At 62.0% G+C, this 24,506-nt stretch carries 19 protein-coding genes and 3 pseudogenes; 13 read left to right on the forward strand and 9 right to left on the reverse strand.

All coding sequences use genetic code 11. The features are described 5' to 3' along the window. Nucleotides 1–72: 72 nt before the first annotated feature. From KZ686_RS24775 to KZ686_RS24800, 6 genes and pseudogenes are all read right to left on the reverse strand, one after another. A pseudogene (locus KZ686_RS24775) lies at nucleotides 73–1,109 on the reverse strand (IS630 family transposase). 70 nt (nucleotides 1,110–1,179) lie between these two features. After that, the gene (locus KZ686_RS24780) at nucleotides 1,180–2,253 is read right to left on the reverse strand and encodes a porin (RefSeq protein WP_053821779.1); all 1,074 of its coding nucleotides are present in this window, start codon (nucleotides 2,251–2,253) and stop codon (nucleotides 1,180–1,182) included. Between the two features lie 918 nt (nucleotides 2,254–3,171). Then, nucleotides 3,172–3,456 (reverse strand): periplasmic Cu(I)/Cu(II)-binding protein CopK, encoded by a 285-nt coding sequence (copK, locus tag KZ686_RS24785; RefSeq protein WP_053821780.1) that lies wholly within the window; start codon nucleotides 3,454–3,456, stop codon nucleotides 3,172–3,174. Nucleotides 3,457–3,545: 89 nt separating this feature from the next. Then, nucleotides 3,546–3,932, reverse strand: a complete 387-nt coding sequence (locus tag KZ686_RS24790) for a hypothetical protein (RefSeq protein ID WP_144200242.1) — start codon at nucleotides 3,930–3,932, stop codon at nucleotides 3,546–3,548. 238 nt (nucleotides 3,933–4,170) lie between these two features. Continuing rightward, nucleotides 4,171–5,163 (reverse strand): copper resistance protein B, encoded by a 993-nt coding sequence (locus KZ686_RS24795; protein ID WP_223819835.1) that lies wholly within the window; start codon nucleotides 5,161–5,163, stop codon nucleotides 4,171–4,173. Further along, nucleotides 5,160–7,097: a copper resistance system multicopper oxidase gene (locus tag KZ686_RS24800; protein WP_053821781.1), complete on the reverse strand. Its 1,938-nt coding sequence runs from the start codon at nucleotides 7,095–7,097 to the stop codon at nucleotides 5,160–5,162. The genes KZ686_RS24795 and KZ686_RS24800 overlap by 4 nt, the downstream gene beginning before the upstream one ends. Before the next feature lie 265 nt (nucleotides 7,098–7,362). On the opposite strand from KZ686_RS24800, the gene KZ686_RS24805 reads away from it, so the two are divergent. From KZ686_RS24805 to KZ686_RS24820, 4 genes are all read left to right on the forward strand, one after another. Beyond that, entirely contained in the window at nucleotides 7,363–7,689 is a 327-nt protein-coding gene (locus KZ686_RS24805) for a four-helix bundle copper-binding protein (protein WP_062799392.1), read from the forward strand. A gap of 197 nt (nucleotides 7,690–7,886) precedes the next feature. After that, the gene (locus KZ686_RS24810) at nucleotides 7,887–9,701 is read left to right on the forward strand and encodes a glycoside hydrolase family 15 protein (protein ID WP_053821782.1); all 1,815 of its coding nucleotides are present in this window, start codon (nucleotides 7,887–7,889) and stop codon (nucleotides 9,699–9,701) included. Continuing rightward, nucleotides 9,702–10,697: an SDR family oxidoreductase gene (locus KZ686_RS24815; protein ID WP_053821783.1), complete on the forward strand. Its 996-nt coding sequence runs from the start codon at nucleotides 9,702–9,704 to the stop codon at nucleotides 10,695–10,697. 21 nt (nucleotides 10,698–10,718) lie between these two features. Beyond that, nucleotides 10,719–11,693, forward strand: a complete 975-nt coding sequence (locus KZ686_RS24820) for an NAD-dependent epimerase/dehydratase family protein (protein WP_144425791.1) — start codon at nucleotides 10,719–10,721, stop codon at nucleotides 11,691–11,693. On the opposite strand, the gene KZ686_RS24825 is transcribed toward KZ686_RS24820, so the two are convergent. Then, nucleotides 11,670–14,636: a Tn3 family transposase gene (locus tag KZ686_RS24825; protein ID WP_053821785.1), complete on the reverse strand. Its 2,967-nt coding sequence runs from the start codon at nucleotides 14,634–14,636 to the stop codon at nucleotides 11,670–11,672. The genes KZ686_RS24820 and KZ686_RS24825 overlap by 24 nt on opposite strands. Before the next feature lie 2 nt (nucleotides 14,637–14,638). Beyond that, a complete protein-coding gene (locus KZ686_RS24830; protein ID WP_053821786.1) occupies nucleotides 14,639–15,199 on the reverse strand; it encodes a recombinase family protein in 561 nt (186 codons plus the stop codon). A 239-nt stretch (nucleotides 15,200–15,438) separates the two neighbouring features. Between KZ686_RS24830 and KZ686_RS24835 the strand changes: the two genes are divergently transcribed. The 4 genes and pseudogenes from KZ686_RS24835 to KZ686_RS24850 all read left to right on the forward strand — a co-directional run. Further along, nucleotides 15,439–15,981, forward strand: coding sequence for a Chromate resistance protein ChrB (locus KZ686_RS24835; RefSeq protein WP_053821787.1), 543 nt, complete (start codon nucleotides 15,439–15,441; stop codon nucleotides 15,979–15,981). Nucleotides 15,982–15,999: 18 nt separating this feature from the next. Further along, entirely contained in the window at nucleotides 16,000–17,643 is a 1,644-nt protein-coding gene (locus KZ686_RS24840) for a phosphoethanolamine--lipid A transferase MCR-5.1 (RefSeq protein ID WP_053821788.1), read from the forward strand. Further along, complete coding sequence (locus tag KZ686_RS24845) at nucleotides 17,640–18,875, forward strand: MFS transporter (RefSeq protein ID WP_170265907.1); 1,236 nt, start codon at nucleotides 17,640–17,642, stop codon at nucleotides 18,873–18,875. The genes KZ686_RS24840 and KZ686_RS24845 overlap by 4 nt, the downstream gene beginning before the upstream one ends. A gap of 102 nt (nucleotides 18,876–18,977) precedes the next feature. Beyond that, a pseudogene (locus KZ686_RS24850) lies at nucleotides 18,978–20,630 on the forward strand (Tn3 family transposase); the annotation flags it as partial. A gap of 346 nt (nucleotides 20,631–20,976) precedes the next feature. Here KZ686_RS24850 and merR read toward each other — a convergent pair. Next, nucleotides 20,977–21,384, reverse strand: a complete 408-nt coding sequence (gene merR / locus KZ686_RS24855) for an Hg(II)-responsive transcriptional regulator (RefSeq protein WP_062799388.1) — start codon at nucleotides 21,382–21,384, stop codon at nucleotides 20,977–20,979. Nucleotides 21,385–21,455: 71 nt separating this feature from the next. Between merR and merT the strand changes: the two genes are divergently transcribed. The 5 genes and pseudogenes from merT to KZ686_RS24880 all read left to right on the forward strand — a co-directional run. Next, on the forward strand, nucleotides 21,456–21,806 hold the full coding sequence (gene merT / locus KZ686_RS24860) for a mercuric ion transporter MerT (protein WP_062799386.1): 351 nt from the start codon (nucleotides 21,456–21,458) through the stop codon (nucleotides 21,804–21,806). 13 nt (nucleotides 21,807–21,819) lie between these two features. Next, nucleotides 21,820–22,092 (forward strand): mercury resistance system periplasmic binding protein MerP, encoded by a 273-nt coding sequence (merP, locus tag KZ686_RS24865; protein WP_062799383.1) that lies wholly within the window; start codon nucleotides 21,820–21,822, stop codon nucleotides 22,090–22,092. 28 nt (nucleotides 22,093–22,120) lie between these two features. Continuing rightward, complete coding sequence (gene merC, locus KZ686_RS24870; RefSeq protein WP_062799381.1) at nucleotides 22,121–22,540, forward strand: organomercurial transporter MerC; 420 nt, start codon at nucleotides 22,121–22,123, stop codon at nucleotides 22,538–22,540. Nucleotides 22,541–22,580: 40 nt separating this feature from the next. Beyond that, nucleotides 22,581–24,266, forward strand: a complete 1,686-nt coding sequence (gene merA, locus KZ686_RS24875; protein WP_062799379.1) for a mercury(II) reductase — start codon at nucleotides 22,581–22,583, stop codon at nucleotides 24,264–24,266. Further along, nucleotides 24,226–24,489 (forward strand): annotated as a pseudogene (locus tag KZ686_RS24880) (DoxX family membrane protein); the annotation flags it as partial. The gene merA and the pseudogene KZ686_RS24880, both read left to right, overlap by 41 nt. Nucleotides 24,490–24,506: the final 17 nt, after the last annotated feature.

Genomic DNA, 24,506 nt, shown 5'->3' on the forward strand with positions numbered 1-24,506 from the left:
GCGGCGCCGTGGCTAGTGGTCCTTCGGTAAAAGGACCGTTCAACCTATTGATCCGGCATTGTATCTAGAATCTCATGCGGCATCACGAAGCGGTTTGGGCTCGAAACTCGCTTTTGGTCCGCTCGGGCTGTCGTTGACACCTTCACAGGTACATGGACGTCGCCTTGACCAGTTGCAGCTTGGTGCGCGCCGGCGCCAGCGTTGTGACGGCCGGCTTGAGGTCGGCGAAGGCCCTCTCGTCCGGGGTTGAGTTCGGGTCTGTAGCTTGGCCGGTAGAAGACTTCGATTTCGTGCTTGTGCTCGGCCAACCACGCCTTTACGGGCTTGCTGTGATGCACGCGCAGATTGTCCAGGATCAGGTAGACCTTGCGCTTAATACCCTTGACCAGCCGTTTCACGAACTTGATCAGGATGTCGGAATTGAGCGCGCCGTCGAATATCTTCCAGCGCATCGTTCCCTGGTTGGTAACGCTGGAGATGACCGACAAGCCATGGCACTCGTTGTTCGCCCGTACCACCGCCGCCTGGCCTTGCGCAGCATGGCCGCGCATGCGTACGTCGTTGCTGCGCAAGCCGGTCTCATCGCCCCAATGGATCTCGGCGCCTTCTGCCTTGGCGCTCGCTAAAATGACCGGATACTCCTCATCGAGCCACTTCTTCACTGCCGCTGGCGGCTCGTAGGCCTTCTGGATCGGCCTCTGCGGCGTGAAGCCCCAGCGTTCGTGGTAAAGACCTAGGGTGCGTGCAGCGAGTTCGATGCCGTAGCGATCGCGGATCAGTTTTGCCACCGCCTGGCGCTGCCACAGCGGGTACCCCATCTTCATCTGATCGGGCGTACGGTCGCGAATCAGGCGCAGCACTTCACTCTCCTGCTCGGCCGTCAGCGTGCGTCCAATGCCGCGGGGTCGTCCCGGCCGCGTAGTGTCCACCGCCTTCCAGCCGCCCGCTTCATACGCCTTGAATGCCGCACTCACCGTCGCGCGCGTCAGCTCGCACTGCGCCGCCGCCTCGTTCACGCTCACGCCTTGAAGCCGCATTCTCACCGCTCGCCGTCGCCGCTCGTTCAACGCGTCGACCGACAGCGTCCTCGAGTCGATTTTGTCATGCATCATCTGACTAACCCTCTCGAGAACGTCCCCTATTTGTGTGCCGGATCAACAGGTATTCAGGCGGCTTTGCTTAAAACTTATGGCGTAGACCCAGCACGACACCGGTCTGGTTGTCGCCCGGCACGACATTGACCGGCGCGCCACTGCTGGCGTTAAAGCCGTTCAAGCCCAACTGTGAGCCACCTTTGTTACGGACATAGCCGACATTGAAGTACATGTCGGTGCGTTTGGAAAACGCGTAATCGGTCGAGGCCACGAACATCAGCGGATCGGCGCCGGAACCCCGCACATCGGTATAGTACGCTGCGCCGGTGAGCGACAGCGCCGAGGTCAGCTGATAACGCAGGCCTGCCCAATACAAGTTGGAGCGCATTGCGCTTACCGCGCTCGAGATATTTCCGTTGAGCCAACGATATCCGGCATACAGCTTTGCTGGTCCGATCCCATAGCTGATCCCCACTAACGCGCGCCGGTCCTTTTGCCCCTGCGATGCAACGGTTGACCCCTGGTACTCGTCGTACAGGGCGCCCAGGGAAAGCGGTCCAGTCGAATACACCAGACCCGCACTCATCTCCCGGTCCACCTTCAGCTCGCCGGGGACTTCGCCGCCGCCAGTGCGGCCGAAGCTGTACAGTGCCATGGCGGTCACGCCGCCAAACGTGCCCTTGTACTTGACGGAATTGTCCGCGCGACCGGCAATGGTATCGTCGCTCTTGAAAAGCGAGTATCGCGGCGCGAAACCCATCGGATCAAACTGAATGGCGGTGTCGTATAGCACCGTGGTCTGGCGACCAAGGGTCAGCTGACCATATGGGCTGGACAGCCCGACCAGTGCGCCCCGGTCAAATAACCGGCCGGCGCTACTCGACTGCGCGGTATCAAGGGCGAAGCCGCTCTCCAGTTCGAACACCGCTTTGAGGCCACCGCCGAGATCTTCCGTACCCCGCAAGCCCCAACGCGAGGTCGACATATTGCCGGCCGACATGCGCACCTGGTTGGTGCCGCCGCTCGACGATGGCACATTCGATAAATATTCGATGCCGACATCGGCGACGCCGTATAGCGTGACACTCGTCTGCGCATAAGCCCCCAATGACAGCGACCCCAGCAGCATGCCAGCGGCGGTCATCTTTCTTCTTTTCATAGCGTCTCCAGTTCGCCACGTTATTGGTATTCGATAGGCACTGAAGTCTAGTGAGACCAAGCTTACTGCGACATTGCAAGCCGGTTACATTGTTGGGGCGGATGCAACTTGTGCAGCGCGCAGCGGTCGCCCATTCCCACGGAGTTAGCAGGCATGCGCTCGCGCTGGGCTAATGGGAAGTAGACGACAGGAGAGTGCGCGATGGCGGGATGATGTCTTGTCATGTTCTCGTAATCTCTGTGACAGACCGGCCGCCCTAGAATCAATCGCGTTGCCGCCTTGGGTCAACAGGAGCGCCCCGTTCTTTCCAGGTGCCAGGTGGCATGCCGCGTCATGATGCTGGCCGTCAGATCCCACGAAGACAGCCTGCGTCCAGTTCTTTTTTAGGGAGACTTCGATTGAATCTGATCCGAACCGGCTTATCGGCGTTGCTTGTTAGTCTTAGCGCTTCTGCGTTGGCGCACGCCCCCATTTTGGATCTTGATCGGGGTCCTGCCGCTTTCGTGCCCGGTGGCCTGGCCGAGCCGCGCCCTACGGAGTGGCTGATCGACGTCGGGGCGCGGGTCAACGCGACCTGGCGCCGAACACTTGGTGCGGGGGAGGGGTGTGTGCTGGTTTTGGACAATCCCCGCAACGAGCCAGCCGAGGTCACCGTAGTGATTTCCCAGGATGACGCCGGACACGCGATGCCCGGAACGCGCCCGGTATCGCTGCGCATCCCTGCTCATGGTCGCCATGCCCTGACACTGCAGGCCTCTCGGTCGCTTAGCGTGTCCGTGTACGCTGAGAAATAATGCAGCGCTCGCTCATCGCTCGGGCCGCGTGGGTGACGCTGAGCATGGCAAGCGGCCCGGACGGGCTCCGAGCAAGGGCACTGCACGGCGCCCGCTTGCTCAGAGCCCGTGTCAGGTCGCCCGCTTAGCCGCCTTCGCGGTGACCTTTGATGAGGGCGTCGTCCAGACGGAACACCTCATTGCCCTTCATCAGGATCTTGCTACCGTCTTTGGTCTCCATGACCTTGCCTTCTGGCATGCTGACGGACTTGCCGTACTTGTTCTCCATGCCCATCTTGCCGTCTTTGAAAACGTGGACTTTTGATCCGTCTTTGAGCTCATAGGTTTTCACGACCGTGCTCAAATCGGTCGCGGCGGCAGTAAGCGATACCGCGGCAATCAGGCTTGCAACGACAAGTTTGCTTTTCATCTTCGAGATCTCCTTTGGCTCGGTGGCACAGGTTGAGACTGCGTTGGCACACGCGGAAAGCGCGTACCGAAAAAGGGGGAACGTCTAGACTATTGCGGTGGCGCCGGTCGGGGCTGGCCGCAGTCACGGTTTTGTCGCTTCGCCTCTCGCGACGGCTTAGATTTGGCAGTATTCGATGGCGCCGCGGCGCCGTTGCCGTGCTTGAATAAGCGGTGCCGGGGGTTCACGGCAAGCGCATACTGCGGGGTTTCCTTGTCCCGCTGCGCTGTACAGTCCAGCGACCTGCTTTCCCATTCATGGTCCACGGCAGGCCACATCGCGGGCGCGGCAGGAGCCGGCACGCCACCGCACTGCAGCCACCAGTTACTGCTGAGCTCTTGCCTGGGCTCCCAGCCGATTTGAATGGCGCCAATCGCACCGGGCGCGATGCCCATTGCCGCGCCACCGAGCAGGACCAGCAGCTTTCCGGCTTTCATGGGTCCTTTCCTGAGTTGGCCGGCGACGTGTGCCACGCGCGCCAGCATGGCACGCGGAGAGGACGCAGACTAATGCCCCATCAAACGGGGCCCCCCTATGGCTGCTTGCACGTGCGTCATAATGACCATTCTATTTTCCCGCGCGCGGCCTTCGCAGGCGTGATACGAAATGTAATCGCACAGTAAGTTGGCGGTTAACCAGCAGCGGGCTTGAACCTGGCCGGCGTCTCAAATGGGTTCAGAACCAGATTCGCACGCCGGCAACGATTTGCTTGTCGGTGGTCCGCTCTCCGGCAGCACGCGCAAAATCCGCGGTATTGCCCAGCTTCTTGCCCCACACCACGCCTAGGTAGGGGGCGAACTGGCGACGGATCTCGTATCGCAGTCGCAAGCCAAGCTTGAACTCGGACACGCCGCTGCCAATGCCTCGCGCCTCATCTGCCTTGCTATAGGCGTTCGCCTCGAACTCCGGCGTCAACAGCAGACGTTGGGTGAAGCGAATATCGTAGGTAGCCCGCACTCGGGCGGCAGCGCGTCCCGACGACCCCAGATAAGCCGTGGCTTCGATATCAAACCAATAAGGCGCCAGGCCTTGCACGCCAAAGGCGCCCCAGGTCCGCGGCGGCCCATTGCCGAAATCCTGGCGCACGCCCAGTTGCCAATCCCAGAACGGCGCAAAGGCGTGTCCCCACAGTGCCTCAGCTCTGGCATCCTCTGTGTTGCCATACAGACGCGTGCCTTCCGACTTGACCCATAACCGGTTCAGATCCCGTCCTACCCAGGCGAGCATGTCCCAGGCCAGTCCAGAGCCGCCGGGTGCCTTGACGTACTCGAGGCGATCGAATAGCACCTGATAGTAGATATCGTTATCGGCCATCGTATCCCCAGGCATGGGAATGCCTCGGTTCGGATCTGCCATCGGCACCGGGGCCTCATTCACCTGGATGATCGCATTCGCGCCGCCGGGCACTGAGGCAGATTCTGTCGGACTGACTGCGGGATGGCTTGGCGCTGGCTTCCCGGCTGGAGCTGCGGTCTTTGGTGGCATCGGGGCATCGTGCGCCATGCCTGGCATCGGCGTATCGTGTGTCATACTTGGCATCGGCGCCATCGTCTGCGCCGCCACGCTGTGGCACTGCACGCTGGCCAAGAGAGCCAGGCTTGCGAGAAGGATGAGACGGTGGTTGGGCACGTCAATCTCCCTGGCGTTGGCGAGGTTCAACCCGCTCATGCGACCACGACCTTGCGGAACATGCCGGCTTCCATGTGGTAAAGCAAGTGACAATGAAAGGCCCATTGTCCCGGCGCATCGGCCGTCACCAGGAAGCTGACTTGTTTGGACGGCTGGACGTTGATCGTGTGCTTTCTGACCAGCGCCTGGCCTTCGTGATTTTCCAGCTCGCTGAACATCCCGTGCAGGTGCATCGGGTGGTTCATCATGGTGTCGTTGATCAGCGTGATGCGCAGGCGCTCCCCGTAGTAGAGCCGGATCGGTTCGGCTTGGGAAAACTTCTTGCCGTCGAGGCCCCAGATGAAACGGCGCATATTGCCGGTCAAGTGCAGTTCCAACTCCCGGCTGGGCGGGCGCTTGTCGATCACCGGGCCGAGCGTTTTAAGGTCCGCGTAGGTCAACACTCGCCTGCCGTTGTTGCGCAGTCTTGGCCCCGGATCCGACAGCGAGCGGGAAGGGTTCATCGAGCGCATGTCGACCTGTGGCCCCATGCCAGGCATATTGCCCATCTTGCCCATGTCATGCCCCATCTCGCCACCGGTTTTCTGCATCCCCGGCTTCGCGTCGGACTTGCCGTGGTCCATGCCGGCCATTCCGGCATGGGCGTCCTTCGCTGGCCCGGACATGGTCGACATGTCATGCCCCCCCATGCCCCCCATGGCGCCCATGCCCGCCTCCGGCGTCATTGGTTGCATCGTGGGTGCGCCACCCATGGACTCCATCCCCATGCGATCCATGGCCATGGATGGTTTCTGATCCATCTTCATGGCCCCCATTTCCATGCTGCCCATATCCATGTCCGCCATGTCGCCCATGCCCATATCGGCCATGGTGAGCCAGGTCTTCGGATCGAGCTTGGGCACGTCGGCTTCCATCCCGACTTCCGGTGCAAGTGTCGCCCTGGCGTAGCCGCTGCGATCGATCGACTGAGCAAAGATGGTGTGCGCCTTATCGTCCGGCATCTGCACCACTACGTCGTAAGTCTCGGCGACGGCAATGCGGATTTCATCCACCGGTACCGGTTCGACATCCTGCCCATCAGCCGATACCACCGTCATCTTCACGCCGGGAATTCGGACGTCAAAGTTGCTGGTCGCCGAGCCGTTGATAAAGCGCAACCGCACGCGCTCCCCGGCTTTAGCGATCGCTGTCCAATTTTTATCTGCGGGCGTGCCGTTGATCAGGTAGGTAAAAGTGGCTCCCGAAACATCGGCCAAATCGGTCGGATTCATTCGCATCTGGTTCCACATCGCGCGCTTAGCCAAGGCCTCGGACAGCCCCATTTCGGACACATCTCGGGCAAAGTCGCCCACCGTCGGCATCTGAAAGTTATAGACGTCGCTCATCTTCTTGAGCTTCGCGAACACCATTTCCGGGTTTTCATCCGTCCATTCGCTGAGCATCACGACATAGTCGCGATCGACCTTGATCGGGTCTGGATGCATTGGCTCGATGACCAGCGGTCCGTACAAGCCGGTCTGCTCCTGAAAACGGGTATGCGCGTGGTACCAATAGGTGCCGGCTTGCCGCACTTGAAAGCGATACACGAACGTCTCGCCCGGCCCGATGCCGGGAAAGGAGATACCGGGCACGCCGTCCATCTGAAACGGCAGCAAGATGCCGTGCCAGTGAATCGATGTTTGGGTATCGAGCAAGTTGGTCACGCGCAGCGTGACCTCGGTGCCTTGCTTCCAATGCAGAATCGGCGCGGGGATGGAGCCGTTCACACTGGTGGTAGGCCGGATACGGCCGGTAAACGACATGGGCGTCGCGCCAATGGCCAGGTCAAACGTGGTCCCTGTCAGCACGACCGGATAGCCTTGGCTCTTCAAGGCCCAAACGGCGCGTGGATACGCGCCCAGGCTCGCCAAGCCGCCTCCGGCGATCAGACTTCCCAGCAGTCGGCGGCGGCTCAGTGAGACGGGGCGAAGCATGGCATCGCTAGGGCGTTCGAACACGTTGTCTCCTCGCGCAATGGTGAAACGTCCACTTAGCATAGTGCGCGCCACGTCGAAGCAAAAGCTCCTTTAGCGTCATCAGCCTGGCCAAAACATGTGCTGTCACCGGTTTCGTCATCGTCGCGTAATGCTCCTGTAAGGCAGTCGCTCCCATGCTGTCGTCTGCTTCCTGTGGCGCGCGAATTGCTCTCAATTTGGCGGCGTCTCGCAACGCTGGTCGAATTTCTTTAGGAGCTTTGCCATGCCACATGAAAACTATCTATCTTGTATTGAAGCCTGTCACGCCTGCACAGTCGCCTGTCATCACTGTGCTGCGTCTTGTCTGCGTGAGCCAGAGGTTGAGGCCATGAAACGCTGCATCGCACTCGACCTGGACTGTGCCGAAACATGTGCCTATGCCGCGGCGATGATGGCGCGCGACAGCCAGTACGCGCGCGCGATATGCGCGCTGTGCGCGAAGGTCTGTGAAGAGTGTGGGACGGAGTGCGCCAAGCACGAAGCGCAGCATTGCCAAGAGTGCGCACGTGCCTGTCAGGAGTGCGCGCAGGTCTGTCGCGCCATGGCGTAGATCCAGGTAGCCCAACGACTCGATCTTGGACGGCAACGCGCGGCTCGGGTGGTGAAGCCATGGCACGCCGCGAACTTGAGCCGTGTAACGGCAGGCATAGCGCGTTGTAGTTCTTTCCCGCGCTAGCGCCAGATGTAAGCCAGGATCCCGACCTCGGCAACGCGTGTTGCCAGCGTGGCGAGGGTCAAGGAGACGGAGTGTTCACCAACCCCAGGTATCCGCCCATTGCCGACTATGCCGTCATTGGCAACACGCATAGCGTGGCGTTGGTGAGCACGTCGGGATCCATCGACTGGTGCTGTATGCCGCACTTTGACGCCGGCGCCGTATTTTGCAGATTGCTCGATGCTAACCGAGGAGGCTACTTTCAAATCCGGCCGACGGGTCGTGCGATCAGTTCGCGCTATTACCGGGTCCCAGGGGGCGTACTGGAAACCATGTTTGAAGCCAGCGGCGGGATCCTTCGCCTGACCGACTTCATGCATAGCGAGCGTCTCGCACGCAGTCGGCTGGACCATGACTCACCCGAGTGCCATCGGCTGTTGCGGCGCATTGAGGCGACCGTTGGCGAGGTGAGGGTGGAACTAGTGTTCAGTCCGAGCTTTGACTATGCGCGCAAGCCCCACCAATGGGAAGTCGGTTCGCATGGCGTGACCGCTGTATGCGAACACCAACGTCTCAGCCTGGTATGTTCGCCGCCGCTGCCGCTGGCGACCGAAGCGCACCGCGCCAAAGGCGTGGCCATCGTGCGGCCCGGCGCGCCGCTGTGGGCGATTGCGTCCTTCCAACAAGACGGGCCGGACCGGCCTGTGCACGACCCCCAGGCGGTCCTTGATGAGACCCTACGACATTGGGGCGAGTGGCAGCAGCAATGCACCTATCGCGGTCCCTTCGAACGAGAAGTGCGCACCAGCGCCTGTGTTCTCAAGTTGCTGACGTTTGGCCCGACCGGAGCACTGGTGGCGGCGCCAACCACCTCGCTGCCGGAGTGGATCGGTAGCAGCCGCAATTGGGACTATCGGTTTTGTTGGCTGCGCGACTCGGCCATGGTGCTGCGCGCGTTGATGGCGCTGGGCCATCACGAGGCCGCAATGGACTTCTTTCGTTGGATCGAGCGATTTTGCGATCTCAAACGACTGCAGATCATGTACCGGATCGATGGCAGCCCGAACCTGCCTGAGCAGGAGCTTCGCCATCTTGACGGGTACCGTGCGTCCCGTCCGGTGCGTATCGGCAATGCGGCGGCGGAACAGGTGCAACTGGATGTCTATGGGCATGTCCTCGACGCGGCCTGGGTGTGCCAACAGGGCATGCCAATGACACTGTCCGCCCCAATGCGGCGCGTGCTCGCCCGGCTAGCCGACGCCGCCGCGGCGCGCTGGCGTGAGCCGGACCAAGGATTCTGGGAAACGCGCGGGGTGCCCCAGCATTTCGTATCATCCAAGCTGATGTGCTGGGTCGCGTTGGACCGTGCCATTGCGCTGGCACAGGCTGGGCAACTCGACGGAAACGTTGCTGTCTGGAAGCTCGAACGGGACGCGCTGCGTCGCGTCATCGAGGGGCAGGGGTTTCACCACGGGACTGGCGCGTTCACGCAAAGTTTCGGATCGCCAGCTTTGGATGCGAGCGCGCTACTGATCCCGCTGACCGGCTTTCTCCCCCCAACTGACGCGCGCGTGAAAGCAACCGTGGCCCGCATTCAGCGGGATCTCACCAAGGATTCGCTGGTCTATCGGTACCGCATCCACGATGGCGTGCCAGGAGAAGAGGCGACCCTCGCCATCTGCAGCTTCTGGCTGGTACAAGTCCTGGCCCGACAAGGCCGGGCCAAGGAGGCGATCAAACTCTTTCGGCACATCTGCTCGTTTGCCAGCGATCTCGGCTTATTCGCGGAAGAGATCGACCCGGATAGCAAGGCGCTGCTGGGCAACTATCCGCAAGGCTATACCCATCTGGCACTGATCCAGGCTGCGCTGGACATTCAGCAAGCGCAGCAACGCGGGGAGGCCTGAATGCATCCGCCCAACGTTGTTGTCGTCACCGGTGGCACCGCAGGCGTGGGGCTCGCTGCCGTGCGGGCCTTTGCGCAGCGCGGGGACTGGATCGCAATCCTGGCAAGAGAGCCGGATCGCCTGGCCCGGGTCTGTAGCGAATTGCGCGACCTGGGGATCCTGGCGCTGGGCATCCCCGTCGATGTCGCCGATGCCCAGCAGGTGGAGGCAGCAGCGTCGCGCATTGAGCTCGAACTGGGACTGATCACGATTTGGGTGAACAATGTCTCGACGACCGTGTTTGCGCCGGTCGCCGAAACAACGGCGGCCGAGTATCGCCGCGTCACGGAAGTGGTCTATCTGGGCGCGGTGCATGGCACGTTGGCCGCGCTGAAACGCATGTCGGCGCGCAATCATGGCTGTATTGTGCAGACCGGCTCGGCGCTGGCCTATCGGTCCATCCCGCTACAGTCAGCATACTGTGGGGCGAAGGCGGCGATCCGTGGCTTTACCGATTCCCTGCGTTCGGAACTCGTTCACGATCATTCGTCGGTGAGACTGACGATGGTGCATTTATCGGCGTTCAATACGCCGCAATTCGATTGGTGCCGCAGCAAGTTGCCACGCCGTGCCCAACCAGTGCCGCCAATATTCCAGCCGGAAATCGCCGGCGAGGCCATTGTCTGGGCAGCCACGCACGGCCCTCGCGAGGTATGGGTGGGCTGGCCAGCCGCCAAAACCATTCTGTCCAGTCGATTTTTCCCAGGCCTGGGTGATCGTGTGGCGGCCAGACAGGCCTATGAGGCACAGCAGACCCAGGAACCCGCCCACCCCGATCGGGCCGATAACCTGTTTGTACCGGTCGTGGGCTTGTTTGCAGCACATGGCCGCTTTGACAATCAAGCGAAGTCAACCAGTGCGCAGTGGTGGATCTGCGTGCATCGCTGGCAAGTGTCCGCAGCGATCGGTGTGGCCGCCGTGGCTGGCCTGCTCGGTCTCTTCATGATAGTCAGATAACACCCCGGCAAGGAGTCGGCGTTGGCACATAGCACGGACACGATTTTGGTAGTGGGGGCAGGATCGCTGCTCGGCCGCGCCGTAGTGGCGCGCCTGTTGCAGCAATACCGTGTGGTCGCGCTCGATGGCGAAGACCTTGCCGCAGCGTTCCCCAGTGCGCTAGCGCTTCGCATCGACGCGACACGTGAAAAAGATATGGCGCAGGCATTCGATGCGGTGATAGCCGGTCACGGCGAGCTTATAACGTCGGTCGTCTATGTGGTCAGCGAGATGGAAGACGCGCCCAATGCGGACGGCAGCGTGCAGCGGATCGCGGCGGAACTCGACCTTGTCGGCAACCTGCAACGCATCATTGTTGAATTGCTGCGGTGCGCGGTGGGTCAATTCGTGCTGGCCGGCACCTTGCTAGTCCATGCCCCGTCGCAACCCGGCAATCCGATCAATGAAGCCTCGCCCATCGATCCCAAATCGCCATTGCGGGCGATGATGATCAGGGCGGAGCACCTGCTCCAGCACGAACTCGGCGCCGTACCGCGGTTGATGCTGCGGCTCGCGCCGCTCTACGACGATCTCGGTCATAACGCTTTCCTGGTGCAGCAGATCGCGGCAAGCTACGAGTCCAGCCTTGTCGCCCGGGCCGACGCACATCCGGACACCGCCCATGTGTTCCTGCACGTCGATGACGCGGCAGCGGCGGTCGCGCACGCTGTCGCAGCGCGCGGCCAGTTGCCTTGCAAGTTGTCGTTAGTGCTTGCCGAGGAGGAGGCAGTGACACCAAGGCAACTGCGGGCAGCAATTTTGCACGCACTGGATGGCCCGGGCGAAGCGATGCGGCCGCAGGCCGGCGTCGGGGCGCGCCTTTACTCACGCTGCCAGCATGCGCGAAATGTCGGTGACGCCTCTGACCCGGAACTGCGATGCCTGGCAAGCGATCATTATGGGGTCGTCTCAGAAAACGGAAAAAATCGTACGCTAAGACCCGGAGAGCGGACGTAGCGGCCTGAACTTCCCCGCGCCGATCTTGGCGCTGCTACGCCAGAGGTAATCGCCGGTCAGGTTGATGTGTTCCCAGCCGAGTGGCGACAGGTACTGCAACAGGCCGTCATCGACGGCTTGACCGTGGCCGCGCAGGGCGTTCGCCGCCCGCTCCAGATAGACCGTGTTCCACAATACGATGGCCGCCGTTACTAGGTTGAGGCCGCTGGCCCGGTAGCGCTGCTGCTCGAAACTGCGGTCGCGGATTTCGCCCAGGCGGTTGAAGAACACGGCACGGGCCAGCGCGTTGCGGGCTTCGCCCTTGTTCAACCCGGCATGCACGCGGCGACGCAGTTCCACGCTTTGTAGCCAGTCCAGAATGAACAGCGTGCGCTCGATGCGTCCCAGCTCGCGCAAGGCGACGGCCAAGCCGTTCTGGCGCGGATAGCTGCCGAGCTTGCGCAACATCAGCGAGGCCGTCACCGTGCCCTGCTTGATCGAGGTAGCCAGCCGCAGGATTTCTTCCCAATGGGCGCGGACGTGCTTGATGTTGAGCGTGCCGCCGATCATCGGCTTCAGCGCGTCATAGGCGGCTTCGCCCTTCGGAATGTAGAGCTTGGTGTCGCCCAGGTCGCGGATGCGCGGCGCGAAGCGGAAGCCCAAGAGGTGCATCAGGGCGAAGACGTGATCGGTGAAGCCCGCCGTATCGGTGTAGTGTTCCTCGATACGCAGGTCGGATTCGTGGTACAGCAGGCCGTCGAGCACATAGGTCGAGTCGCGCACGCCGACGTTGACCACCTTGGTGTGAAACGGCGCGTACTGGTCGGAGATGTGGGTGTAGAAAGTCCGCCCAGGGCTGCTGCCGTACTTCGGGTTGATATGCCCGGTGCTCTCGGCCTTGCTCCCGGTTCGGAAGTTCTGGCCGTCCGATGATGATGTAGTGCCGTCACCCCAATGCCCAGCGAAGGGATGCCGTAATTGGGCGTTGACCAGTTCAGCCAGCGCCGTCGAGTAGGTTTCGTCGCGGGTATGCCAGGCTTGCAGCCACGCCAGCTTGGCGTAGGTCGTGCCGGGACAGGACTCGGCCATCTTGGTCAGGCCAAGGTTGATTGCATCGGCAAGGATGGTGGTCAACAGCAGATTCTTGTCCTTGGCCAAGTCGCCGGATTTCAGGTGCGTGAAGTGCCGGGTGAAGCCCGTCCATTCATCGACTTCAAGCAGCAGTTCGGTGATCTTGACGTGCGGCAGGATCATCGCTGTCTGGTCAATCAGTGCCTGCGCGGTGTCGGGCACTGCCGCATCCAGCGGCGTGATCTTCAGGCCCGACTCGGTGATGATGGCATCCGGCAGGTCGTTGGCTGCCGCCATGCGGTTGACCGTGGCAAGCTGTGTTTCCAGTAACGTCAGCCGCTCATTCAGGTACTGGTCGCAATCGGTAGCCACGGCCAGCGGCAATTCGCTGGCCAGCTTGAGGCTGGCGAACTTCGCGGGCGGCACTAGGTAGTCCTCGAAGTCCTTGAACTGGCGCGACCCCTGTACCCAGATGTCGCCCGAGCGCAGCGAGTTCTTGAGTTCTGACAGTGCGCACAGCTCGTAGTAGCGCCGGTCGATACTGGCGTCGGCCATCACCAACTTCTGCCAGCGCGGCTTGATGAAGCCGGTCGGCGCATCAGCGGGCACCTTGCGAGCGTTATCGCTGTTCATGCCGCGCAGCACGTCGATGGCATCGAGCACGTCCTTGGCGGCGGGCGCGGCCCGCAGCTTGAGCACGGCAAGGAATTCTGGCGCGTAGCGGCGCAACGTGGCGTAGCTCTCGCCGATGCGGTGCAGGAAATCGAAGTCCTCGGGCTGCGCGAGCTTCTGAGCTTCGGTGACGCTCTCGGCGAAGGCGTCCCAGGACATGACGGCCTCGATGGCGGCGAACGGATCGCGGCCAGCTTGCTTGGCCTCGATCAGCGCCTGACCGATGCGGCCGAACAATCGCACCTTGGCATTGATCGCCTTGCCGGACGCTTGGAACTGCTGCTGATGCTTGTTCTTGGCGGCGTTGAACAGCTTGCCCAGGATGCGGTCGTGCAGGTCAATGATCTCGTCGGTGACGGTGGCCATGCCCTCGATGGCGAGCGCCACCAGGGTCGCGTAACGACGCTGCGGCTCGAACTTGGCCAGGTCGGCGGGCGTCATCTGGCCACCCTCGCGGGCGATCTTGAGCAGGCGGTTCTGGTGTACTGACCGCTCGATGCCGGAAGGCAGGTCGAGCGCCTGCCACGCCTTGAGCCGCTCAATGTGTTCGAGCATGTGACGGGAGTTCGGTTTGACAGGCGACTGGCGCAGCCAGGCCAGCCAAGTCGTCTTGCCGTTGTCACGACGTTTCAGCAGATCGTCGAGGCGATGCCGGTGCCCGCTCGACAGCAGCTCGGACAGGGCTTCATAGATGCGCCGGTTGGCGCGGGTGATGGCCTCGGCGCAGACGCGCTCGACGACATCCAGCGTCGGCAAGATGATGTGCCGGTGGCGCAGCGCGTCAAGGACGCTGGCAGCCAACACGATGCCCTTATCCGTCTGCAAGGCCAGCTCGGTCGTTGCTTTGACGGCCTGGCGGTAATGGGCCAAACCGAACGGCACCATGCCCAGGTATGCCCGCAGTTCGAGCAGGTGTTCGCGCCGGGTTTCATCGCGCTCGGCGTACAGCGGCCAGCATGCGGGATCAGTGCGCAGTTGCCGTCCGATCCATTGCAGCAAGGACACAGGCACTGTGGCATCGGGAAGCAGTCCCTGACCAGGAAAGCGCAGCAAGCACAACTGCACCCCTACACCGAGCCGGTTCGCGTCGCCGCGCCGCTGGCGAATCAACGACAGGTCGGCCTCGCTGAAGGTGTAGAGCCGGATCAACTCATCTTCGGTATCGGGTAAGGCCAACAGGCTGGCCCGCTCAGCGACGGACAGGATGGAGCGGCGGGGCATGGTCAGTCGTCCGTTCTTAAGTATTGGTACAAGGTCTCGCGGCTGATGCCGAACTCGCGGGCGAGGTGGGCCTTTTTCTCGCCAGCGGCTGCACGCTGCCGCAACTCGGCCACCCTATCCGGCGAAAGCGCCTTTTTGCGGCCTCGGTACGCTCCGCGTTTCTTGGCGAGCGCGATGCCTTCACGCTGACGCTCACGGATCAAGGCGCGTTCGAACTCGGCGAATGCACCCATCACTGACAGCATAAGGTTTGCCATCGGCGAGTCTTCCCCGGTGAAGGTCAAGTGTTCCTTCGCGAACGCGATGCGCACGCCGCGCTGGGTGAGGCCCTGCACCAAGCGGCGCAGATCGTCCAGGTTGCGTGCAAGACGATCCATGCTGTGCACCACTACGGTGTCGCCCTCACGCACGAAGGCGAGCAGACGGTCCAGCTCGGGACGTTGGGTGTCCTTGCCTGACGCCTTGTCGGTGAACACCTTGTCCACCTGGACGTGTTCAAGCTGCCGTTCCGGGTTCTGATCGAAGCTGCTGACGCGGATGTAACCGATGCGTTGACCGTGCAAGGTGTTTTCCTGATTGGATGTGTCAGGAATAACTCTATGACCTTTGCCGGCTTATGTCAAACAATTGGCAAGGCGACTCTATTCTGACGCTTATGGCTTGGATGGGTTGACGCCAAGTTAGGGTATGCCTCAACCGGACGGCATTGGCCAGCGCGTAGGGTGCTTTGCTTTATGTTTCTATTGAAATGAAACGGCCGTTACGTTATAGTTGTTCACATCTAATGCATGAAGATGTTTGAATGAACGCACAAAACTGGTTATTGCTCACCTACAAGGTGCCACCCGAACCGGCCAAGAAGCGCATCGCGCTGTGGCGCAAGCTCAAAGGCATGGGCGCTGTCTATCTACAAAACGGCGTCTGCTTGCTGCCCAAGACCGACGATCACACCCGGCGACTCAAGATCATCGAGAACGAGATCAACGAAATGGCGGGCGATTCCGTCCTGCTGGAAACGGTTGCGCTTGATCGTGCTCAGGAAGACAAAGTCATTGCCCGCTTCAAGGCAGACCGCGACGAGGAATACAAAGAACTCCTTGGCAAGTGCGCCGACTTCGAGGCCGAGATCGCCCACGAAACCGAAGTTCAGCACTTCACCTACGCCGAGTTGGAAGAAAACGATGTCGATCTGAAGAAGCTCCAGTCCTGGCTGGAAAAAATCGCCAAGCTCGACTTCTACGGTGCCACGCTGGCCGCAGAGGCAGCCGAACGGCTCAAAGGCTGCGAAGCCTTGCTGGACGCCTACGCGCAACGGGTGTTCGACGCTCACGATGAAAACCGTTGAAAGAAGAGGACATATTTCATGCGGTTGTCTGCATTTATCACTTTCTTGAAAATGCGCCCGCAAGTGCGCACTGAATTTTTGACTCTGTTCATCAGCCTTGTGTTCACCCTGCTGTGCAATGGCGTGTTTTGGAATGCCCTTCTTGCTGGACGCGACTCCCTAACTTCTGGAACATGGCTAATGCTCCTTTGCACTGGGTTGCTGATCACCGGGCTGCAATGGTTGTTGCTCCTTCTGGTGGCCACGCGCTGGAGTGTCAAGCCACTACTGATTCTGCTTGCTGTCATGACGCCCGCCGCCGTTTATTTCATGCGCAACTACGGGGTTTATCTCGACAAGGCCATGCTGCGGAATCTGATGGAGACGGACGTCAGGGAAGCCAGTGAGCTGTTGCAATGGAGAATGCTGCCCTACTTGTTGGTTGCAGCCGTATCCGTGTGGTGGATTGCGAGAGTCAGGGTTTTACGAACGGGCTGGAAACAAGCGGTAATGATGCGCAGCGCTTGTCTGGCTGGCGCTCTCGCCATGATTTCCATGGGTCTGTGGCCAGTCATGGATGTGCTGATACCCACGCTTCGTGAAAACAAGCCGCTTCGCTATTTGATCACTCCTGCAAACTACGTCATCTCGGGCATTCGGGTTTTGACTGAACAGGCGTCATCGTCAGCAGACGAAGCAAGGGAAGTCGTTGCAGCCGATGCGCATCGAGGGCCTCAAGAACAAGGCCGCCGTCCTCGTGCTCTCGTACTGGTTGTCGGGGAAACCGTCAGGGCGGCTAATTGGGGGTTGAGCGGCTATGAACGACAAACCACCCCTGAGTTGGCCGCACGCGACGTGATCAATTTTTCCGATGTCACCAGTTGCGGGACGGATACGGCTACATCCCTTCCCTGCATGTTTTCCCTCAATGGTCGGCGCGACTACGACGAACGCCAGATTCGTCGGCGCGAGTCCGTGCTGCACGTTTTAAACCGTAGTGACGTCAACATTCTCTGGCGCGATAACCAGTCGGGCTGTAAAGGCGTCTGTGATGGACTGCCCTTTGAAAACCTGTCTTCGGCAGGCCATCCCACACTGTGCCATGGCGAGCGCTGCCTGGATGAAATTCTGCTCGAAGGGTTGGCCGAGAAGATAACAACAAGCCGCAGCGATATGCTGATCGTTCTGCATATGCTGGGCAATCACGGCCCAGCGTATTTCCAGCGCTATCCCGCAAGCTACCGACGCTGGTCGCCAACCTGCGACACCACCGATCTGGCCAGCTGTTCGCATGAAGCCTTGGTGAACACCTACGACAACGCCGTGCTTTACACCGATCATGTGCTTGCCCGTACCATTGACCTGCTGTCCGGCATCCGCTCACACGACACGGCGCTGCTGTACGTTTCCGATCATGGGGAATCGCTCGGCGAGAAAGGCCTGTATCTCCATGGCATACCTTACGTCATCGCGCCGGATGAGCAGATCAAGGTGCCGATGATCTGGTGGCAGTCGAGTCAGGTTTATGCCGACCAAGCCTGTATGCAAACTCATGCCTCTCGGGCACCGGTAAGTCACGATCACCTGTTTCACACCTTGCTCGGGATGTTCGACGTGAAAACCGCTGCCTACACGCCAGAGTTGGACCTTCTGGCAACATGCAGAAAAGGACAACCACAATGACGACGTCAACGGATGATCCGCCGAAACGCTGGCTCAACCGCACCGTCGCAGGTGCGGGGATCACGAGCTCATTGGGGGATTTCTGCTACGAAACCACCACGGTCATCCTGCCTGGCTTTCTGGCCGTACTCGGCATTCCCGCCGCCGTGCTTGGCCTCATCGAAGGCATTGCCGACGCCATCGCCGCATTCACCAAGATGGTGTCTGGCTACATCGCCGACAAGCTGGGACACCGCAAGCTCTTTGTGATGGTCGGCTACGGACTGACCCCGTTGGGGCAGGTGCTGATCGCGCTGGCGGCTGGCTGGCCCCTCCTGCTGCTGGGGCGCATCGTGTCCTGGTTCGGCAAAGGGCTGCGCGGCCCGCTGCGTGATGCCATCGTTATCCAGGCCGTGTCGCCGGAAACGCGTGGCCGCGCCTTCGGCTTTCACCGGGCTGCCGACACCGTGGGTGCGGTGATCGGCCCCTTGCTGGGCGTCGCGCTGCTGGGTTGGGCGCAAGGCATTCATTGGAGCGACGCGGCTGGACCCTTCCGGCTCGTATTATGGCTGTCGGTGATTCCGGGTGTCTTAGCCGTGCTGGCGTTTCTCACGCTGGTCAAAGACCCGGAGCATTCGCCCAACCCGGCCCTGAAGTTCTTCAGCTCGCTGCGTGGCCTGCCCGCCCGGTTCAAACGCTATCTCGGCGCGGTCGGCATCTTTGGCATCGGTGATTTCTCGCACAGCCTGTTGATCCTGGCGGCCACGACCTTGCTGACCCCCTCGCTGGGCGTTATCCAGGCGGCACAGGTGGCTGGCCTTCTCTATGTGTGGCGCAACCTCGTGCAGGTCGCTGTTTCCTACCCAGTGGGCGTGCTGGCGGATCGTGTCGGCCACTTGCCGGTGCTGATTGCCGGTTATGTGCTGGGCACACTGACGGCGGTGCTGACGGCGCTCGCATTCTGGCTGGGCATAGCCAGCGTGCCGCTGCTGGCCGGGGTGTTCTTCATTGCCGGTCTGTACGTGGCGGTCCAGGAAGCGCTGGAGTCCACCGTGACGGCCGAGATGGTGCAGCCGGACACGCTGGCGATGAGCTATGGCGCGCTGGGCACCGTCAATGGCGCTGCCAAGTTCATTTCCAGCGCCTCGGTCGGCGTGGTGTGGACGGCGGTCTCGCCTGTGGTCGGTTTCGGGCTGGCGGCCGTGTTGATGGCTGCCGGTACGCTGACACTGTTGCGCGTCAAGGGCAACTGAGCAATGGGCAGGCACGACCCGCGACCGTAGCGTGCCTGTCCATCACGAGTTTCTTTGCGGTGCTTAGCGTACGATTTTTTCCGTTTTCTGAGACGACCCCCACTGGTACGCACCAAGAACGGCATCGATCGTCGCTACTATGAGCTGTGCGCGCTGTCCGAACTCAGAAACCGCCTGCGCTCCGGCGACATCTGGGTCCAGGGCTCGCGCCAGTTCAAGGATTTCGATGAGTACCTGCTGCCCGCCGAGAAATTCGTCGCACTCAGACAGAGCCGCTTGCTGCCCCTGCCCATCGCCACCGATTGCGAGCGCTACTTGAGCGAGCGGCGCGGGCTGCTTGAACTGAAGCTGGCCACCGCCAACCGGTTGGCCGCCGCCAACAAGCTGCCGGACGCGATCATCACTCAGTCGGGCCTGAAGATCTCGCCGCTCGATGCGGCCGTCCCGATGGAAGCGCAGACCCTGATCGATCAGACCGCGCTCATGCTGCCGCGCGTCAAGATTACGGAACTGCTGATGGAAGTCGACGGCTGGACCGGCTTTACCCGGCATTTCACGCACCTGAAGACCAGTGAGCCTGCCGCCGACAAGACGCTGCTGCTCACGACCATTCTTGCCGACGCCATTAACCTCGGGCTAACGAAGATGGCGGAATCCTGCCCGGGCACCAGTTACGCCAAGCTCTCCTGGCTGCAGGCCTGGCATATTCGGGACGAGACCTATGCTCAGGGCCTGGCGGATCTGGTCAACGCGCAGTCCGCCCATGCGTTCGCTGCCCATTGGGGCGATGGCAGCACCTCATCGTCGGATGGCCAGCGATTCAAGGCGGGCGGCCGTGCCGAAAGCACCGGCCACGTCAACCCAAAGTATGGCTCGGAGCCCGGCCGGATGATCTACACGCACATCTCGGATCAGTACGCGCCGTATCACTCCAAGCTGGTGAACGTCGGCGTCCGTGACTCCACCTATGTGCTCGACGGCCTGCTGTACCACGAGTCGGACCTGCGGGTCCAGGAGCACTACACGGACACCAACGGCTTCACGGACCACGTCTTCGCCCTGATGCATCTGCTCGGGTTCCGGTTCTCCCCGCGCATTCGCGACCTCGCGGACTCAAGGCTGTACATCCCCGGCAATCCTGACGACTATCCGGCATTGGCCCCTATGATCGGCGGCGCGTACAAAGAGAGACTGATTCGCACGCACTGGGACGAGGTGCTGCGCCTCGCGACGTCGATCCGGCAGGGCACGGTCACCGCCTCGCTGATGCTGCGCAAGCTCGGCAGCTACCCGCGACAGAACGGACTGGCGGTCGCCCTCCGCGAGCTCGGCCGCATCGAGCGGACGATATTCACCTTGGACTGGCTGCAGGACCTGGAACTGCGTCGGCGCTCCCATGCGGGGCTCAACAAGGGGGAAGCGCGCAACGCCTTGGCACGGTCCGTGTTCTTCTACCGGCTTGGCGAGATCCGCGATCGCAACTTCGAACAGCAGCGCTACCGTGCCAGCGGACTGAACCTGGTCACCGCGGCCATCGTCCTGTGGAACACGGTCTACCTTGAACGTGCCGTGCAGGCGCTGGTGGAGCGCGGCATGCCCATCGATCCGTCCCTGTTTTCGTACCTGTCGCCGCTCGGCTGGGAACACATCAACCTGACCGGCGACTACGTGTGGCGTCAGAGCCAAAAGCTCCAAGATGGAAAATTCCGCCCGCTGCGATCGCTTCCGGAGGTGCGTTGGCCTAGCGCTGCCTGAACCCGCAATTCACCGGCGTTACGACTTCACGACCGTTCTCGGGCAGGGCCAACACCGGCATGGCACTTACACGGCGCCACATTGTCGTATCCAACCACTGGGCCGCCCCTCGTTGGCCAAGCCGAGGGCGTCGTAGAGGAATGTACGACTGGATCTTACAGCACAAGCGCGCCTTGCAAGCGCTGCGCCCGCTGGTGCCGCTTTGTCCCCCCGACGATGTCTGACTCGACTAGGTCGCTTGCCCCTCGATACGGGGCATATGAGGCTGGCTGCGCCGAAGCCGTACAAAAGAAGCCGGAACGAACTGGGGCAGCGTAGCCCGCGTCCACTACGTCCTTTGGCGCACTTATCCCGCTTGCAGCGCTGCGATCAGCGGGCAGGATACGTTACCCTGGCTGGCATGACAGGCGCCCACCAGTTCGGACAGCACGGCCTCCATGCGTCTCAGGTCGGCCAGCTTTGCGCGCACGTCATTGAGCTTGCGCTCGGCTAGGCTGCTCGCTTCCTCGCAATGGGTGCCGTCCTCCAGGCGAAGCAGTTCACCGATTTCTTCCAGACTGAATCCCAGCCGCTGCGCCGATTTCATGAAGCGCACCCGGACCACATCCGTTTCGCCATAGCGACGAATCCCGCCGGCGGGCTTATCTGGCTCTGGCAGCAGCCCCTTGCGCTGGTAGAACCGGATCGTTTCCACGTTGACACCAGCCGCCTTGGCGAAGGCGCCGATGGTCAGGCTCTCCAATCCGCTCCGCATATCGCTTGACTCCGTACATAAGTACGGAAGTAAGGTTACGCTATCCCTACCTACTAAGAAAGGAAAAACGCATGTCACGACTGCAAGCCGGGCGCCGTGCGCTCTTTGCCGGTGGCATCGCCGCAATCCTCGCCTCCACCTGCTGCTTGGGGCCGCTGCTCCTGATCGCGCTCGGTTTCAGCGGGGCCTGGATCGGGAATTTAACGGCGCTGGAGCCATATCGGCCGCTGTTTCTCGGCACCGCAGTGCTGGCTCTGTTCGTCGCCTGGCGGCGCGTTTTACGCCCGGCGCAAGTCTGCAAGCCGGGCGAGGCCTGCGCTATCCCGCGGGTACGCGCCACCTACAAGCTCATTTTCTGGGTCGTCGCCCTGCTGGTTCTGGTTGCGCTCGGCTTTCCCTACGTGATGCCATGGTTCTACTGATCAGGAGTTCGCCATGAAGAAGCTGTTTGCCGCCCTCGCTCTCGCCGCCGTTGCTCCGGCGTGGGCCGCCATGCAAGCCGTCACGCTGTCCGTGCCGGGCATGACTTGCGAAACCTGCCCGATCACGGTCAAAAAGGCGCTCTCCAAGGTCGACGGCGTGACCAAGACCGAAGTGAGCTTCGAGAAGCGCCAGGCCGTCGTCACCTTCGACGATGCCAAGACCAGCGTGCAGAAACTGACCAAGGCGACCGAGGACGCGGGCTATCCGTCCAGCGTCAAGCGGTAAGCCCCGGATCGAACATGGGAGTGACCGCATGGGACGGATCACGCGCGTGACCAACAAGGCAGGGGCGCTCGGCGGTATCGTCTCGGCGATGGGTTGCGCGAGTTGCTTTCCCGCCATCGCCGGCTTGGGCGCGGCTATTGGCCTAGGCTTCCTGAGCCAGTACGAAGGGCTGTTCATTAGCGTTCTGCTGCGGGTGTTCGCTGGTATCGCGCTACTCGCCAATGCGACTGCCTGGTTTAGCCATCGGCAGTGGCAACGGACCGCACTCGGCGTGATCGGCCCACTCCTGGTACTGACGGCGGTGTATTTGACGGTTGGCCGGCGCAGCGAGGCGCTGCTCTATGTCGGCCTGAGTTTCATGGTCGGCGTATCGATCTGGGACTTCATCTCGCCGGCAAAGCGCTGCGGGGCACCGAACGCCTGTGAACCCCCGGTCAAGCGCGGCTGACCGCATTGGCCGCTGCCGAAGTGAACATTGGAACTGTGGTATGACCCACTTGAAGATTACTGGAATGACCTGCGACTCGTGCGCCGTCCACGTCAAGGATGCCTTGGAGAAGGTGCCGGGCGTGCGGTCTGCGGTCGTGTCCTACCCGAAGGGGACGGCGCAAATCGCCGCCGAACCCGGCACGTCGCCAGATGCGCTGACTGGCGCCGTGGCCGGACTCGGCTACCGGGCCATGCTCGCCGAGGCCCCGCCGGCGGAAAAGCGCGGCAGCCTGCTCGACAAGGCGTTCGGCTGGCTGGGCCGCGGTGAGAAATCCGCAGGCGAAGGCTGCGGGCTTCGCATCGCCGTCATCGGCAGCGGCGGCGCCGCGATGGCGGCGGCCCTCAAGGCCGTCGAGCAAGGCGCCGAGGTGACCCTGATCGAGCGCGGCACCATCGGCGGCACCTGCGTCAACGTTGGCTGTGTGCCGTCCAAGATCATGATCCGCGCGGCCCACATTGCCCATCTACGCCGCGCAAGCCCGTTCGACGGGGGCATCCAGGCCACGCCACCGGCGATCCTGCGCGAGCGCCTGCTCGCCCAGCAGCAGGGGCGTGTCGATGAGCTGCGCCACGCCAAGTACGAGGGCATCCTCGCGAGCACGCCGGCCATCACGGTGCTGCGCGGCGAGGCCTGCTTCCAGAACGGACACACCTTGAGCGTGCGCCTGGCCGAAGGCGGCGAGCGCGAGGTGGCGTTTGACCGCTGCCTGATCGCTACTGGTGCCAGTCCGGCTGTGCCGCCGATCCCCGGTCTGAAGGACACCCCGTACTGGACCTCGAACGAGGCGCTGGCCAGCAACATCCTTCCTAAGCGGCTGGCCGTGATCGGCTCGTCGGTGGTGGCCGTGGAGCTGGCGCAGGCCTTCGCCCGGCTCGGCAGTCAGGTCACGATCCTGGCCCGCAGCACGCTGTTCTTCCGCGAGGATCCGGCCATCGGCGAGGCCGTCACGGCCGCCTTCCGTGTCGAGGACATCACGGTGCTGGAACACACGCAGGCCAGCCAAGTGGCCTACGCGAACGGCGAATTCGTGCTCACTACCGGGCACGGCGAAATCCGCGCCGACCAGTTGCTGATCGCCACCGGCCGCGCGCCGAACACGCGTGAGCTGGCACTGGAGGCGGCGGGGGTGACGGTCAACGCGCAGGGCGCCATCGTCATCGACAACGGCATGCGAACCACCGCGCAACACATCTACGCCGCCGGCGACTGCACCGACCAGCCGCAGTTCGTTTACGTGGCCGCGGCGGCCGGCACCCGCGCGGCGATTAATATGACCGGAGGCGATGCCGCGCTTGATCTGAGCGCCGTGCCGGCGGTCGTGTTCACCGACCCGCAGGTCGCCACCGTGGGCTACAGCGAGGCGGAAGCGCACCACGACGGCATCGAGACCGATAGCCGCCTGCTCACGCTCGACAATGTGCCGCGCGCGTTGGCCAACTTCGACACGCGCGGCTTCATCAAGCTGGTTGCCGAGGCAGGATCGGACCGCCTGATCGGCGTGCAGGCGGTGGCGCCTGAAGCGGGTGAGCTGATCCAGACGGCGGCGCTGGCGATCCGGGCGCGGATGACCGTGCAAGAGCTGGCCGACCACTTGTTCCCATACCTGACGATGGTCGAGGGGCTGAAGCTCGCGGCGCAGACCTTTGCCAAGGACGTCACGCAACTGTCTTGCTGTGCGGGTTGAGAAAAAGCCAACCGTCTGGAACTCGGCGATGGCCAAGCTGGCCAACTGGAATACCGCCCTCGAACTGTTCCGCGGGGACTACCGGGTGCCGCTGGTGCCCTCGAAGTCTGCGGCCTACCTGGCGGTGTCAATCGAGCTGACCGCCCCAGCTCTGCTGTTGCTGGGACTAGCGACCCGCGCCGTGGGGATGGTCCTGCTCGGCATGACGGCGGTGATCGGCGTCCCCTTGATTTCGGTGCA

Source organism: Cupriavidus cauae (assembly GCF_026210475.1).
Taxonomy (GTDB): Bacteria; Pseudomonadota; Gammaproteobacteria; order Burkholderiales; family Burkholderiaceae; genus Cupriavidus; species Cupriavidus cauae.